This window comes from Kribbella sp. NPDC006257, from assembly GCF_040613535.1.
In the GTDB taxonomy this organism is placed as follows: domain Bacteria; phylum Actinomycetota; class Actinomycetes; order Propionibacteriales; family Kribbellaceae; genus Kribbella.
This window is the reverse complement of the sequence record NZ_JBEXSJ010000014.1, coordinates 126,848-141,393: the sequence shown is the minus strand read 5'-3', so window position 1 is coordinate 141,393 and position 14,546 is coordinate 126,848. Positions and strand designations below refer to the sequence as shown.

Here is a 14,546-nt window from a genome sequence, read left to right as displayed (position 1 = left end):
TCGCAGGAGCGATCGAGCATAATGCGCGTATGGACCAGCCACCGCGGATCGGCCGGTACTCCCTGGTCCGCCGGGTGGGTGCCGGGGGTTTCGCGACCGTCTGGCTGGCCCGGGACGAGCAGCTGGACGCCGATGTCGCGGTCAAGATCCTGTCCGACAACTGGATCGACGAGGACGACGTCCGGCGCCGGTTCCTGGCCGAGGGACGCTTCCTGCGCCGGGTCGATTCGCCGCATGTGGTCGGCGTGCACGACGTCGGCGAGGCCGAGGACGGCCGTCCGTACCTGGTGCTCACCTACGCCGACGGTGGGTCGCTGGCCGACAAGATCAAGGCCGGCCCGCTGGAGATCGCCGACGTGGTCGACATCGTCACCCAGGTCGGCAGCGGGCTGAAGCAGTTGCACGCCCGTGGTGTGCTGCACCGTGACGTGAAGCCGGCGAACGTGCTGTTCCACAAGGAGCCGGAAGGCGACCGGGCGATGCTAGGCGACCTCGGGCTCGGCAAGTCGCTGGAGACCGTGTCGCAGCTCACGATGCCGGGCGGCACACCGGCGTACGTCGCTCCCGAGCAGGTGATGGGCGACCGGCTGGACCACCGCGCGGACCTCTACTCGCTCGGTGCGGTCGCGTACGCCGCCTTCACCGGCCAGGCGCCGCACGGCGTGATCAGCCTGGGCGCGGTGATGCGGATCGACGCCCCGCCGCCCTCGATGAGCACCATCCGCGACGACATCCCGCCGGCGATCGATGCCGTCGTACGCCGTGCGCTGGAACCCGATCGGGACAAGCGCTGGCCGGACCTGGACAGCTTCCTCGACGCGCTCAACGAGGCCCACACGACCGGCAAGATCCCAGCCGGCCTGGTTCCGGCCGAGGAACTCCCGGTCAAGGCCGGACCGGGCGGCCTCGATCAGGCGACTCAGCTGGCCGACGCGAACCGCCCGACCATCGCTCCACTAGCCGGTGGTCTCACAGAGACCCCCGCTGCTGAAGAAGCACCTGCCGAAGCTCCGCCCAGACGGTCCGGTCGAGCTCGGTGGATCGCGGCTGTGCTGGCCGTAGTACTGGCTGCTGGTGGTGGCTACGGCGGCTACAAGCTGGTGATGAGCCGCCCGGTGACCGTGGAGGACAACAGTCAGCGTTTGTCGGTGAAGGTGCCGCGCGAGTGGACTCAAAAGTCGGTGAATACCGCCCAGAACTCGCAGCCGGCCCTACTGATCAGCACGGACACCACGGCCTGGCAGAACGAGCAGAACGTCGCTGGAGTGTTCGTCGGCATCCTGGGCGCCTCGAAACTGCCGGAGAGCGGGACGCCGCCGAAGAACTGCACAGCGGGAGACACGAACAACGACAAGGTTGGTGATCGCACGGCGGTCACCTTCACCTATACCTGCGACCAGAGCACGGTCAAAGAGCGGTACCTGGCACTCTCCGGCAGCGGCTCGGTCCGTATCCAGGTTCGCGACAACGACCCAGCCGAGCTCCAGAAGGTGCTCGACTCGGTCGTCGTCAAGTAGCTGCTAGGCCAGCGAGGTCAGCGAAGACACTGTGGCCTTGTGGATCTTGCTGATCACGTTGAGCGTGGCCGAGTCGCCGCTGTAGAGGTATGAGCCCGACTCGTAGACCTGGTACGCCGTGCCGTTGTACTCCGTGATCCCCTCGGCCATGCTCGGCGCCCGGAAGCAGCTCAGAGTCGCGGCGTCCAGGTCCTTCTGGCCGCGACGTACGACGTACAGGTTGCTGCGGTTGCCTCGGCCGTACGAGGTCGCGTAGATGAAGTGGGTCGAGGTCACCAGCAGGCCCTGCGTCTTGGTCGGGATCTCCCACGCACCGGCCACCGTGGTGAGGGTGCCGTCGTCGGCGATCTTGTACTCGTACATGGTTCCGCGGCCGGTGTCGTTGAACGACCCGGACCACACGGAGTCGCCGTAGCTGGTCAGGAAGGAAGCGCCGGCGACGGACCGCGCAGTACCGACCTGTGCGAGGTACGGCGTACCGGCTGCCTTCATTGCGTCGCGCAGCTCGGTGAGGCGGTACTTGCGGATCGTGTTGCTCGTGCCGGCTACGAACGCCCAGCCCTTGCTGGTGGTGATGCCACCGACGTGCGCCTCGGCTACTGCGACCACACCAACCGTCGCACCGGTCGCCGGGTCGAGTCCGTAGATGTGCGAGTCGGCGCCGTCGCGGTACGACGACACCAGGATCAGGTTCTTGCCGGAGCCGTCCCAGTTGTACCAAGTCCCGGCACCCTGCGGCGTGTAGGTGCTCAGCCCGGGCACTGTCATCGCGGAGTTACTGAACCGTGCGTCGTACTTCTTCGACGCAGACGGCCCGTCGTAGAACGTGCTGCCACCGGTCGTGTCGGTGTCGCAGGTAATCGCAGCACCGGCCGAGAGCGAGGCAGTGAGCGCAGTAGCAGTTGTGATGAAGGCAGTGAGAAGGGCAAGCGGGCGGGCCATAGTCGGTCCTCTTCCAGGTTGGGGCGGAAACCTTCGAATCCGAACCCTAGTCCGGCAACGGCTTACCGACGACCCCTCGACTTCCTACAGTCGTCCCGTGTTCAGGACAATCGTCGTACTTGCCGGCTTGGCCGGGTCGCTGCTGGTTCCGGCCACCGCGGTGGCTGTTTCGCCGCCCACCCAGTGCGCGGGAGTGAAGGTCGGTCCTGCCGAGGAGGTGGTGGCCGATCAGACCCGGAAGAGCCTCGGCCTGAACGGCTGGGCCGACACGCCTTTCGGGGTCTTGCCCGATGGCGCCGGCAAGTACAAGTTCCTCGCGGTGGCGGCGCTGGTCGGATCGGGTGGCGCGAACCAGAGCATCGCGGTGACCCGCGGGACCCTGGCCGATCCGGTCTCCGACGGGGTGAAGACGCTGGCCCCGGTGATCGGGCTCCCGGCCGGCTACCAGTACGGCGGGGGTGGCCCGGTGTACCGCGATCCCGGCAGCGGGCTGGTGCTGCAGATGCTGCACCTCGAACAGAGCTCGCCGGGCGGCTTCTACTCGTCGCTGCACCTCGGCCGGTTCGACCCGGCGACCGGGCGTACGACGTACCTGGGACCTCTTGCGACGCCGACGGCCACTCTGGAGCAGGTCGGTGCACACCGGGCCTCGGCAGACGTCGGTACGCCGTCCTTCGTTTCCCGCGACGGCTACCTCTACGTGCATTTCCCCGACTACTTCATCGACTCCAATGGCAACTTCGCAGGGACGGCGTTGTCGGCGGTCCGGGCGCCGGTGGCGGAGGTGGTCGCCGCTGCGCAGAACGGCCGGACAGCGCCGTGGAACAAGTACCTGGACGGCGCCTGGAACTCACCTGGAGTCGGCGGCGCGTCCACCGACCTCCGCCCGGGTGAGCGACCGGCCTGGCACCCGAACACGGCCCGTACGGCGAAGGGCGGCAGCCTGCTGGTCGCGATGGTGTCCCCGAACGAGTTCGTGCTCACCGATTCGGCGGACGGCGTCACGTCCTGGTCGAGCAGCGTGACCCTGTTCAGAGACCCGGACCGCTTCAACGCCTACCCGACAGTGGTCGGCACTGGAGCGGATCCGTCGGTGGTCGGTGACGATTTCTACGTCTTCTACCTGCAGTGGAACACCATGAACCAGGACTGGAACAACGCGCACATGATGCGCCGCCTGGTCACCTGCACCGGCGGCCGCGACCTCGGAACGGTGCCGCTGGTCCGGTCGGACAACGCCAACCGGCACCGCGTCACTACCGACCTCGTCCGCGAACCCGGCTACTACCCGACGCGCACCTGGCTTCTGGAAGCGGGCGAGCGCCCCGGGACCAAGCCGCTCTACAGTTGCCGCAACGGAGCAGTCGACCAGTTCGTCGCCCTGCAGGCCGACTGTGGAGGCTTCAACGTCCTGCAGACCCTTGGCTGGATCTACGTCTCTCCACCGGTTGCTCCTTCGGTCGCGTTGTACCGCTGCCATGTGGCCGGTCTTGACGACCACTACGTGTCGACAGATCCAGGCTGCGAGAACACCGCGGCCGTGCAGGAGGGTCTGATCGGCTACGCCATCAGTACGACGGAGGTCGCGTTCACCCGCTTCTCCAACGGGCATGAGCGCTGGGTGACCAGCAGGGCGATCTCCAGCGGTTACACGGCCGAGCGGCGCTGGTTCATCGAAGGCAATCAGCAGCCGGGCACCTCAGCTCTCTACGGCTGCTCCTACCAGACACCCAACGGCACGAACCACCTCGTCTCCGCTCAAGCCGACTGTGAAGGTCAGGCGAAGCTCGGGCTCGAAGGCTGGATCCACACGGCCCCGGCAGGTGCTGCCACCGTGCCGCTGTACCGGTGCTACCAGCCGTCGGCGTACGACCATTTCCTGGCCGGTGCGGACTGTGACGGAGTAGCGGGTGCTCAGCGAGAAGGGCTGATGGGGTACGCCGTACCGTAGGGCTCATGACCGATCTGCAAGCGGCTATCGACCGCGTTCTGCCCAGTGTTCGTGCCGATCTCGAGGACCTCATCCGGATTCCCTCGGTCAGTGCGGACCCGGCCCGCCAGGCCGACGTCCAGCGGTCCGCCGAGGCGACCGCGGCCCTGTTCGAGGCCGAGGGGTTCGAGGTGAAGATCGTCCGGGCGGGTGAGGGCGCGCCGGCCGTGATCGCCAAGAAGGCCGCGCCCGAGGGCAAGCCGACGGTGCTGCTCTATGCGCACCACGACGTCCAGCCGACCGGCTCTCTCGACGAGTGGACGAGTGAGCCGTTCGTGCCGACCGAGCGCGACGGCCGGCTGTATGCCCGCGGCGCGGCCGACGACAAGGCCGGCATCGCGGCACATCTGGCCGCAGTACGGGCCTTCGGCAACGATCTTCCGGTCGGCGTCACGGTCTTCGTCGAGGGCGAGGAGGAGATCGGCTCGCCGACCCTGCTGCAGCTGCTCGACGAGTACTCCGACGAGCTGGCCTGCGACGCGATCGTGATCGCCGACTCGGGCAACTGGGCGATCGGCCAGCCGGCGTTGACGGTGTCGCTGCGCGGCCTGGTCGACTGCTACGTCGAAGTACGGACGCTCAAGCACGCAGTGCACTCGGGGCTCTTCGGTGGAGCCGTTCCGGACGCGCTGACCGCGCTGTGCCGGTTGCTGGCGACGCTGCACACCGACAACGGCGATGTGGCTGTCGACGGGCTGCACGCTTCTCGCGCCGCCGAGCTGGACTACCCCGAGGACCGGTTCCGGGCCGAGTCGAGCGTGCTGGACCAGGTCCGGCTGACCGGCTCCGGTTCGCTGGTCGACCGGCTGTGGACCCGCCCGTCGATCTCGGTGCTGGCGATCGACGCGCCGCGGACCGCGGAGGCGAGCAACACGCTGGTGCCGGTCGCGCGGGCCAAGGTCAGCCTCCGGGTCGCGCCCGGCGACGACTCGAACAAGGCGATGCAGGCCCTGGTCAACCACCTGGAGCAGAACGCTCCGTGGGGCGCCCAGGTCGTTGTCACGGAAGGCGATATCGGCCAGCCGTGCTCGATCAACGCCCGCGGTACGGCGTACGACGCCGCCCGGTCGGCCTTCGCGGCGGCCTGGGGCGTGGAGCCGGTCGACACCGGGATGGGCGGCTCGATCCCGTTCATCGCGGAGTTCCAGCGGGCCTTCCCACAGGCCGCGGTCCTGGTCACCGGGGTGGAAGATCCCGACACCAGGGCCCACGGCATCGACGAGGGTCTGCACCTGGAGGAGTTCGCCAAGGTCTGCCTCGCCGAGGCTCATCTGCTGCAGAACCTGGCCTGATCCCTGGGTGATCCCTCACAACTTGGCCAAGCCCTGAGTACCGGGGTTTCCGCGTACCCAGGGTTTGGCATAGGTTTCGGCGAGTGAAGATCGCAGTAGTGCGCGAGACCAGACCGGCGGAGCGCCGGGTGGCGCTGGTGCCGGAACAGGTCGTCAAACTTGTCCAGCTCGGCTACGAGGTCGCGGTCGAACCCGCGGCAGGTGAGCGCGCGTTGTACTCCGACGACGCCTACCGCGAAGCCGGTGCCGAGGTCGCCTGGGGAGCCGACCATGCCGCGACCGTCGTCGTGTCGGTCCAGCCGCTCGAGCGCGAACGCTTGCAGCGGCTACATGCCGGTACGGCGTTGATGTCGTTCCTGCCCACCAATCCGCCGGACGTGATCCGGGCCGCGACCCGGGCCAAGCTGACCGCGTTCGCGATGGAGCTCATTCCGCGGATCTCCCGGGCCCAGTCGATGGACGCCCTCTCCTCGCAGGCCCTGGTCGCCGGCTACCGCGCCGCGATCATCGCGGCGGAGCGACTGCCCCGGTTCTTCCCGCTCAACATGACCGCCGCCGGCACCGTCCCGCCGGCCCAGGTGCTCGTGCTGGGCGCCGGCGTCGCCGGTTTGCAAGCGATCGCGACCGCGAAGCGCCTCGGCGCCGTGGTGAAGGCGTACGACGTACGGACCGCTGCCGCCGAGGAGATCGCGTCGATGGGAGCCAGCCCGATCGAGCTGGAGCTCGGGACGCTGGACGGCCCGGGCGGTTACGCCCGCGAGATGACCGAGGAGCGCGCGCAGTTGCAGCGCGACCTGCTGGCGCCGTACGTCGCGGGCGCGGACGCGCTGATCACCACGGCCGCCGTACCGGGCCGGACCGCGCCGATGCTGGTGTCCCGCGCGATGGTCGAGCAGATGAAGCCCGGCTCGGTCGTGGTCGACCTGGCCTCGGAGTCCGGCGGCAACGTCGAGGGCTCGGTGGCCGGTACCGAACTGATGATCGGCAACGCGCTGGTCTGGGGCGGCGCGAACGTGCCCAGCCAGATGGCCGGGCCGGCTTCGCGGCTTTACGGCCAGAACATCGCGAACCTGATCACTTTGATGACCCGCAACGCCGCCTTCGATCCCGATTTCGACGACGAGATCGTGGCCGGCTGTTGTGTCACGCACGACGGCTCGGTTCTGCACGAGCCGACCCGGGAGCTCCTGGAAGGACCGTCCAGATGACCGAGTCCATCGCCCTGCTGACCATCTTCGTGCTGGCCGCGTTCGTCGGCGTCGAGGTGATCAGCAAGGTCTCCTCGACGTTGCACACCCCGCTGATGTCCGGGGCGAACGCGATCCACGGCGTCATCCTGGTCGGCGCGATCATCGTCACCGGTCAGGCCGACTCCACGATCGTGGTGATCGTCGGCCTGCTGGCCGTCGTACTGGCGACCGTGAACATGGTCGGTGGCTTCGTGGTCACCGACCGGATGCTGGAGATGTTCCGCGGACCCGCGGCGCGCAAGAAGGAGCTGCACAAGTGATCGCGACCTGGGCCCAGATCGGCTACCTGGTTTCGGCGGTCTGCTTCATCGTCGCCCTGAAGGCACTGTCCTCACCCCGTACTGCGCGGACCGGCAACCTGCTGGGCGCGGCCGGTGCGGTGCTCGCGGTGGTGATCACGTTCATCGCCTACAAGCCCGATCACCTGGTGCCGATCCTGATCGCGCTGGCGATCGGTGCTGTCGGTGGCGTGATCGGGTCCCGCCGGGTGCAGATGACCCACATGCCGCAATTGGTGGCCCTCTTCAACGGTGTCGGCGGTGGCGCCGCGGCGCTCGTCGCGCTGATGGAGCTCGGCGAGGTCCGGTCGGGCGAGACCGTGGCGGCGATCGCGACCGCGTTCACCATCGTGGTCGGTGCGATCAGCTTCTCGGGATCGATCGTCACCTTCGCCAAACTGCAGGAACTCATGACCACCCGGCCGGTGACGTTCCCCGGGCTGCCGGTGCTGTTCGTGGCCGGCATTCTCGGCGCGCTGGCCTTGTCGGGGTGGCTGGTGTCGGACCCACGGGTGTGGGTCGGCGTACTGCTCTGCCTGCTCGGCCTGGCCGTCGGGGTGATGCTGGTGCTGCCGGTCGGTGGCGCCGACGTACCGATCGTCATCTCGCTGCTGAACGCGTTCACGGGTCTGACCGTGGCCGCGGGTGGTTACGTCCTCGGCAACGCGCTGCTGCTGATCGCCGGAACGCTGGTCGGCGCGGCCGGTACGTTGCTGACGAAGCTGATGGCCGACGCGATGGGACGGTCGGTCTTCAACATCCTGTTCGGTGCTGTCCGGGGCGGTTCGACCCTTGGCGGCGGAACGGTCTCCGAGCGACCGGTGATCTCGGGTGGCGCACAGGACGTGGCGATCCTGCTGGCCTATGCGCAGCGGGTCATCATCGTCCCGGGGTACGGACTGGCCGTTGCCCAGGCGCAGCACACCCTGCGCGAGCTGGTCGAGGTGCTGCAGGGACGCGGCGTACGGGTCGACTACGCGATCCACCCAGTGGCCGGCCGGATGCCCGGTCACATGAACGTGCTGCTGGCCGAGGCGCAGGTCCCCTACGACCAGCTCCGCGAGATGGACGAGATCAACCCCGACTTCAAGGCCACCGATGTCGTCCTGGTCGTCGGCGCCAACGACGTCGTCAACCCCGCCGCCCGGAACACCCCGAGTGCCCCCATCTACGGCATGCCCATCCTGAACGCCGACGAGGCCCAACGAGTCATCTTCCTCAAACGATCCATGCGCCCAGGCTTCGCCGGCATCGAGAACGAACTCCTCTACGACCCCCGCACCACGTTGTTGTTCGGCGACGCCAAAGACTCCCTGACCAAGCTCCTGGCAGCAGTCAAAACAGTCTGATTCTTATTGAGCGGCGGTTCCCGCCGGGAGCCGCCGCTTGCCATGTCCCAGACTCTGGCGCTGCACCACGTCGATGCCCGCACCGGCCTCCTTCGGATGCGCGAACTACTGCGCCCGGGCGGCTTCCTGGTGGTCGTCGGTGTCGCCCGTACGACGCTGCCGCGCGACTTCTTGTACGACGTCGCCGGTGTGGGCGCCAACTGGGCCTACCGCGCGGTCAAGGGCTACTGGCACCACCCGTCGCCGACCGTGTGGCCGCCACCGGTCACCTATCCGCAGATGCGAGCCCTGGCGACCGACCTGCTCCCCGGCTCGACCTACCGCCGCCACCTGCTCTTCCGCTACTCCCTCACCTGGCACAAATAGCCGACTCACCTCATGCGGCTCTGCACCGTGGTCCTCCACCCGGTTCCGCGCGGTGGAGGCGGCTTCACCCCTCTTGTGGCGCTCAACTCCTCTTGTGGGGGTCCGCCCATTGGTCTAGCAGGGAGTGAACCCCCACAGGAGGAGTGAAGACCACAGATCGACCTCGGTGCGGACGGGCCGGGTGGTGCCAATGCACCATGCGGCCGTGCGCGTGCGTTGACCGTCCGTCGAGCCCGCGAATAAGTTCGTAGGCACCGGCGAGCAGCCCCGCTCCCGTCCTCCGCCGCTCCGATTTCAGCGGCATTCCGCCCCCGCGGCTATTTCGTCATGCCCAAACCCCAAGGAAGACCATGTCGACTCGTACGCCGTATTCAGCGCGCCCCGTCCCGCTGGCCGCTGCCTGTCTTTCCCTGCTCCTGCTCCCGCTGGCCCCGGCCACCACCCACTCGGCTCTCGGCAACGATTGGAGAGCACTTTTCTGCCGAGACCACAACCCGATGGCATCTTCCGGCCACTACCTCCGAGGCTGGTGCATCTGAACCGGTCCAGTCCGGTAATTCCCTAACGGAAAAGCAATCTTTACCGAACCCATCCCCGCTGAGCCGCCCGAACCCCCAACTCGAACCGCCCGGACGCTCCGGCTTGCTCACTCAACTTCGCCGCCATCCGCCTGACCGTCCGCAACGACACCCCCAACTTCCGCCCCGCCTGCTCATCAGTAGCCCCCTCCACCAAGAGATTCAGCAGTTCGATCTCCTGTGCAGTGATCTCCGCGGCGCTGGCTGGCCTGTCATCGAACACATCCTTGGCGTGCCGCCAACAGTGTTCATAGAAGAGCTTTGCGAGATGAACTACCTGAGTGCTGTGGTGAATAACCGCGCCAGCGTCTTCATCGGAGGGGTCCAATGGCATTGCCGCAGACTTGCCGTCGAAGATGACCATTCGCATCGGCACGCTGGGCATGCTCCGCACCTTTGCGCCGTGGTCGTAAAGCCAGCGAGTATATATTTGCCCGGCCTTCCTCTGGTGGCCCATTGGTCTCGAATGTGGATGGAATCAAGCCCCAGGTGGAAAGCGTCGGCATGAATTGCTGCATACGCTGATTGGCGCGTTCCTGGCCGATGAGGATCTCGGTATCGTTGGCTGTTCTCCCGCGCAGCATGTGGTTGTACTGCTCGGTGATCTCCTGCGCGGTCAGTTCGTCCTGACGCAGCGCCTTCTGGAGGTGCTCGAGTTCCTCGCGGCGCTTCTCGGCCAGCAGATTGAAGCCCCGGTTGGGGTGGATCGCGTACTCCTCGGTTGGGTCGTCGCCCCAGCTCCGAATCACCACGAGTTCGTGTTTGCGAAGCAGCTCGAGCTGCTCGTCCACGGCCGGCGCCGGCAGATCCAGAACGGAGCCGATCTCCGCCGGGACCACCTCAGGATGCGCCAACAAGGCGCGGTAGACCGCGAGGGTGGTGTCGGTGATGCCCAGGGAGTCGAACACTGGGGGTGGTCAGACCCAGCCGCGTTTGGCTGCGGCTACTCCTAGTTCGAAGCGGGAGGTGGCGTCCAGGCGCTCCGACAAGTTCGCGGTGATGCGGCGGGCGGTTCGGAGGGAGATGCCTAGGAGGCGGGCTACCTGTTCGTCTTTGGCGCCGCCGGCGAGTAGGCGGAGGACCTCGGCTTCGTGGGGGGTGAGGGGTGAGTCGTCCTCGCGGTCCTCGGGGGCGAAGAGTTCGGTGGCGCGGGACCAGTACGAGTCGAAGAGGGCGATCGCGAGGGCGAGTACGGACGGGCTGCGGTGGATCACCGCGCCGGCGCTCTCGACCTCGGGGTTCAGCGGCATGATCGCGATTTCCTGGTCGATGATGAGCAGCCGCATCGCCAGGGTCGGGGTGGCGCGGACCTCGCCGCCCAGCTTATGCATGTAGGAGGCGAACTCGAGCCCGGCCTTCGAAACCGTCATGCTCTGCAGGTAGACGCTGCGCATCTTGATCCCGCGCTCGAGCAGGGGGATGTCCGGGGACTCCTCGGCCGGGGCGACGATGTCGTCGACGTGGGCGGGGATGAGTCCCCAGAAAGACTCCCGGGCCTTGGTGCCCAGCTCCTCGATCCGGCGGGAAGCATTTGCGCGACCACGCAATACCTCGACATCGCCACTGGTCCGTGAGGTAAGAAGTTCGTTGTACTGCTCGGCCAGGACCTCGGCGGAGGCCTCGGCCTGGCTGAGTTCGCCGAGCATCTTGTTCAGTTCGCTCCGGCGGCGCTCGGCCAGCCCACTCAGGCCCACTCGGGGATGAACGGCGTGCTCGACGGAGGGGTTCGACCAGGTAGGTACGAGAAGGTCGAGTTTCCGGAGTACGTCCATCCGGTGATGAACCTCATCCAATGGACAATTCAGGAGTGCGGCAATCTGAGCCGGTGTGCTGTCCGGCTCGCGCAGAAGGGCGTGATAGACCGCGAAGGTGGCCTCGTCCACACCTAACGGTTCCAGCACTATCTACACCCTTCCAACCCACGTTTTGGAACCGACCATATACAGGGTGCGTCGATTTAGCGCGCTCAAGTGAACGTTTCGGATTATTTCGAAAGGACGTGCTGTGATCAAGAGGTTTCTCACAGTGTCCGGGCTGACGCTGCTGCTGGCAGCTGCCACCTGGCTTCCCTCCGGCCTGACTTCGGCGGGCGAGGACCCGGGCGTACCGGACGATCCGAACGGCAACTGCGTATCCCTGGGTTGCTGGTAAATCTGGTCCCGTAGACTGCTGTCTGTGGCTCGTGGCGATGGTCGGCTCACTCATGATCTTGACCCGCAGGACCTAGGACCTCAGGACGCTTGTGGCGTCTTCGGGGTCTGGGCTCCGGGGGAAGAGGTTGCCAAACTCACCTATTTCGGGCTCTACGCTCTGCAGCACCGGGGGCAGGAGTCGGCTGGCATCGCGGTCAGCAACGGGACCCAGATTCTGGTCTACAAGGACATGGGTCTGGTCAGTCAGGCGTTCGACGAGGCGACCCTGGCGTCGCTGCGCGGGTACATCGCCGTCGGGCACTGCCGGTACTCGACGACCGGCTCCAGCGTCTGGGCGAACGCCCAGCCGACCTTCCGGTCCACCGCGACCGGGTCGATCGCGCTCGGGCACAACGGCAACCTCACCAACACCGGTGAGCTGGCCGCGACCCTGGGTGGCAACGACGACCTGGATCTCGGGCTGGACATGGATGTCGAGCACGCGAAGGCGAACGCCAAGCACGGCGCCTCCTCCGACACCGACATCCTGACCTCGATGCTGGCCGGCTACCCCGATCTCACCATCGAGCAGGCCGCCGCGAAGGTCCTCCCCAAGGTCAAGGGTGCCTACAGCCTGGTCTTCATGGACGAGACCACCCTGTACGGCGCGCGCGATCCGCAAGGCATCCGCCCGCTCGTCCTCGGCCGGCTCGAGCGGGGCTGGGTGATCGCCAGCGAGACGGCAGCCCTGGACATCGTCGGCGCGAGCTTCATCCGGGAGGTGGAGCCGGGCGAGATCGTCGCGATCGACGAGGAAGGCCTGCGCTCGACCCGCTTCGCCGAGCAGGATCCCAAGGGCTGCCTGTTCGAATTCGTCTACCTGGCCCGCCCGGACACCCAGATCTCCGGTCAGCGGATCCACTCGACCCGCGTCGAGGTCGGCCGCCAGCTGGCCCGCGAGCACCCGGTCGAGGCCGATCTGGTGATCGCCACCCCGGAGTCCGGTACGCCGGGCGCGATCGGGTACGCCGAGGAGTCGGGCATCCCCTACGGCTCGGGCCTGGTCAAGAACGCCTACGTCGGCCGGACCTTCATCCAGCCGAGCCAGACCATCCGCCAGCTGGGGATCCGGCTGAAGCTGAACCCGCTGCGCGAGGTGATCGAGGGCAAGCGTCTGGTCGTCGTCGACGACTCGATCGTCCGCGGCAACACCCAGCGCGCAGTGATCCGGATGCTGCGCGAGTCGGGCGCGGCCGAGATCCACGTCCGGATCTCGTCGCCGCCGGTGAAGTGGCCGTGCTTCTACGGCATCGACTTCGCCAGCCGCGCGGAACTGATCGCGAACGGCCTGAACACCGAGGAGATCTGCCGCTCGATCGGCGCGGACTCGCTCGGCTACGTGAGCCTGGACGGCCTGATCGAAGCCACCACGGTGCCGAAGGACAAGCTCTGCCGGGCCTGCTTCGACGGCGTCTACCCGATCGCCCTGCCGGAACCGGAACACCTCGGCAAGCACCTGCTCGAGCTGCCGGTGAGCACCGACGTCGACGGACTGGCCACGGTCTCCGGCGGAGCCGGCGCCGCGGACGCGCTGTCCCGGCCCTGAGGCAAAAGGCTGTCAAGATCAGCCCTGAAACAAGGAGAACATCGTGAGCGAGGGCGCCAGCTACGCCGCCGCCGGGGTCGACATCGAGGCCGGTGACCGGGCCGTCGAGCTGATGAAGGAGTGGGTGGCGAAGGCGACCCGCCCCGAGGTGGTCGGTGGGCTCGGCGGATTCGCCGGCCTGTTCGACGCGTCCGCGCTCACGGCGTACCGGCGGCCGTTGCTGGCGACGTCGACGGACGGGGTCGGGACGAAGGTCGCGATCGCGCAGAAGATGGACCGGCACGACACGATCGGGTTCGACCTGGTCGGCATGGTCGTGGACGACCTGGTCGTCTGCGGCGCGGAGCCGTTGTTCATGACCGACTACATCTGCACCGGCAAGGTGGTCCCGGAGACGATCGCGCAGATCGTGAAGGGCATCGCGGAGGCGTGTGTCGAGGCCGGTACTGCGCTCGTCGGCGGCGAGACGGCGGAGCACCCCGGACTGCTCGAGGCCGACGAGTACGACGTGGCGGGTGCCGCCACCGGTGTCGTCGAAGCCGATGAGGTGATCGGCGCGGATCGCGTGCGCGCGGGTGACGTCGTGGTCGCGATGGCGTCCTCCGGGCTGCACTCGAACGGCTACTCCCTGGTCCGGCACGTCTTCTTCGACCGGGCCGGCTGGCAGCTCGACCGGGAAGTGCCCGAGCTGGGCGGCACTCTCGGTGACACCCTGCTCACCCCGACCAGGGTCTACGCCAAGCACTGCCTGGAGCTGATCCAGGAGCTGAACGCCGACGAGAAGCCGCTGCATGCGATGTCGCACATCACCGGCGGTGGTTTCGCGGCGAACCTGGCCCGGGTGATCCCCGCCGAGCTCCAGGTCCGGATCGACCGGTCGACCTGGACCCCGGCGCCGATCTTCGGCCTGGTCGGTGAGCTCGGCAGTGTCCCGCTCCTCGAACTCGAGAAGACCCTGAACATGGGCGTCGGCATGGTCGCCGTCCTCGACCCGGCCGCCGCCGACCAGGCGATCGCCGCACTGGCCGAGCGAGACATCCCCGCCTGGGTCTGCGGCGAGGTCAGCGAAGGCACCGGCGTCGAACTCCAAGGCGACTACGCCAGCTAGTTCCCGCGCATCGGGGTCGGCCGTGGGCCGAACGCGAGGCCCGTGGGCCCAGCACGACGTCCGGGTGAGCCACCTGATCGAGGGGTTGACGACGGAGTACGCCGTACCGGAACCCTGAAATCCGCAGAACTCCCGTGC

The 14,546-nt window shown here is 67.4% G+C and carries 13 protein-coding genes; 10 read left to right on the top strand and 3 right to left on the bottom strand.

Annotation, left to right across the window (positions count from 1 at the left end):
- Positions 1-29 precede the first annotated feature (29 nt).
- Entirely contained in the window at positions 30-1,517 is a 1,488-nt protein-coding gene (locus tag ABZ004_RS19115) for a serine/threonine-protein kinase (RefSeq protein WP_355681209.1), read from the top strand.
- A gap of 3 nt (positions 1,518-1,520) precedes the next feature.
- Here ABZ004_RS19115 and ABZ004_RS19110 read toward each other — a convergent pair whose 3' ends face one another.
- Positions 1,521-2,459: a hypothetical protein gene (locus ABZ004_RS19110; RefSeq protein ID WP_355681208.1), complete on the bottom strand. Its 939-nt coding sequence runs from the start codon at positions 2,457-2,459 to the stop codon at positions 1,521-1,523.
- A 97-nt stretch (positions 2,460-2,556) separates the two neighbouring features.
- Here ABZ004_RS19110 and ABZ004_RS19105 point away from each other — a divergent pair, with 97 nt between their 5' ends.
- The 6 genes from ABZ004_RS19105 (at position 2,557) to ABZ004_RS19080 (ending at position 8,984) form a co-directional block, all read left to right on the top strand.
- Complete coding sequence (locus ABZ004_RS19105) at positions 2,557-4,410, top strand: hypothetical protein (RefSeq protein WP_355681207.1); 1,854 nt, start codon at positions 2,557-2,559, stop codon at positions 4,408-4,410.
- 5 nt (positions 4,411-4,415) lie between these two features.
- The gene (locus ABZ004_RS19100) at positions 4,416-5,741 is read left to right on the top strand and encodes a dipeptidase (protein ID WP_355681206.1); all 1,326 of its coding nucleotides are present in this window, start codon (positions 4,416-4,418) and stop codon (positions 5,739-5,741) included.
- Between the two features lie 83 nt (positions 5,742-5,824).
- Positions 5,825-6,949, top strand: a complete 1,125-nt coding sequence (locus ABZ004_RS19095; protein ID WP_355681205.1) for an NAD(P) transhydrogenase subunit alpha — start codon at positions 5,825-5,827, stop codon at positions 6,947-6,949.
- Positions 6,946-7,251 (top strand): NAD(P) transhydrogenase subunit alpha, encoded by a 306-nt coding sequence (locus tag ABZ004_RS19090; RefSeq protein ID WP_355681204.1) that lies wholly within the window; start codon positions 6,946-6,948, stop codon positions 7,249-7,251. The genes ABZ004_RS19095 and ABZ004_RS19090 overlap by 4 nt, the downstream gene beginning before the upstream one ends.
- A complete protein-coding gene (locus tag ABZ004_RS19085; RefSeq protein WP_355681203.1) occupies positions 7,248-8,618 on the top strand; it encodes an NAD(P)(+) transhydrogenase (Re/Si-specific) subunit beta in 1,371 nt (456 codons plus the stop codon). Before ABZ004_RS19090 ends, ABZ004_RS19085 begins: the two co-directional genes overlap by 4 nt.
- A gap of 42 nt (positions 8,619-8,660) precedes the next feature.
- Positions 8,661-8,984 carry a hypothetical protein gene (locus tag ABZ004_RS19080; RefSeq protein ID WP_355681202.1) on the top strand — a complete coding sequence of 108 codons (324 nt, stop codon included), beginning with the start codon at positions 8,661-8,663 and terminating at the stop codon, positions 8,982-8,984.
- Between the two features lie 889 nt (positions 8,985-9,873).
- Here ABZ004_RS19080 and ABZ004_RS19075 read toward each other — a convergent pair.
- Positions 9,874-10,470 (bottom strand): hypothetical protein, encoded by a 597-nt coding sequence (locus ABZ004_RS19075; protein WP_355681201.1) that lies wholly within the window; start codon positions 10,468-10,470, stop codon positions 9,874-9,876.
- A 9-nt stretch (positions 10,471-10,479) separates the two neighbouring features.
- Positions 10,480-11,463, bottom strand: coding sequence for a LuxR C-terminal-related transcriptional regulator (locus ABZ004_RS19070; protein WP_355681200.1), 984 nt, complete (start codon positions 11,461-11,463; stop codon positions 10,480-10,482).
- 103 nt (positions 11,464-11,566) lie between these two features.
- Here ABZ004_RS19070 and ABZ004_RS19065 point away from each other — a divergent pair, with 103 nt between their 5' ends.
- The 3 genes from ABZ004_RS19065 to purM are packed head-to-tail and all read left to right on the top strand — an operon-like array spanning position 11,567 to position 14,408.
- Positions 11,567-11,713 (top strand): hypothetical protein, encoded by a 147-nt coding sequence (locus ABZ004_RS19065; protein WP_355681199.1) that lies wholly within the window; start codon positions 11,567-11,569, stop codon positions 11,711-11,713.
- Positions 11,714-11,737: 24 nt separating this feature from the next.
- Entirely contained in the window at positions 11,738-13,300 is a 1,563-nt protein-coding gene (gene purF / locus ABZ004_RS19060) for an amidophosphoribosyltransferase (RefSeq protein WP_355681198.1), read from the top strand.
- A 43-nt stretch (positions 13,301-13,343) separates the two neighbouring features.
- Positions 13,344-14,408, top strand: coding sequence for a phosphoribosylformylglycinamidine cyclo-ligase (purM, locus tag ABZ004_RS19055; RefSeq protein ID WP_355681197.1), 1,065 nt, complete (start codon positions 13,344-13,346; stop codon positions 14,406-14,408).
- The last annotated feature ends 138 nt before the right edge of the window (positions 14,409-14,546 follow it).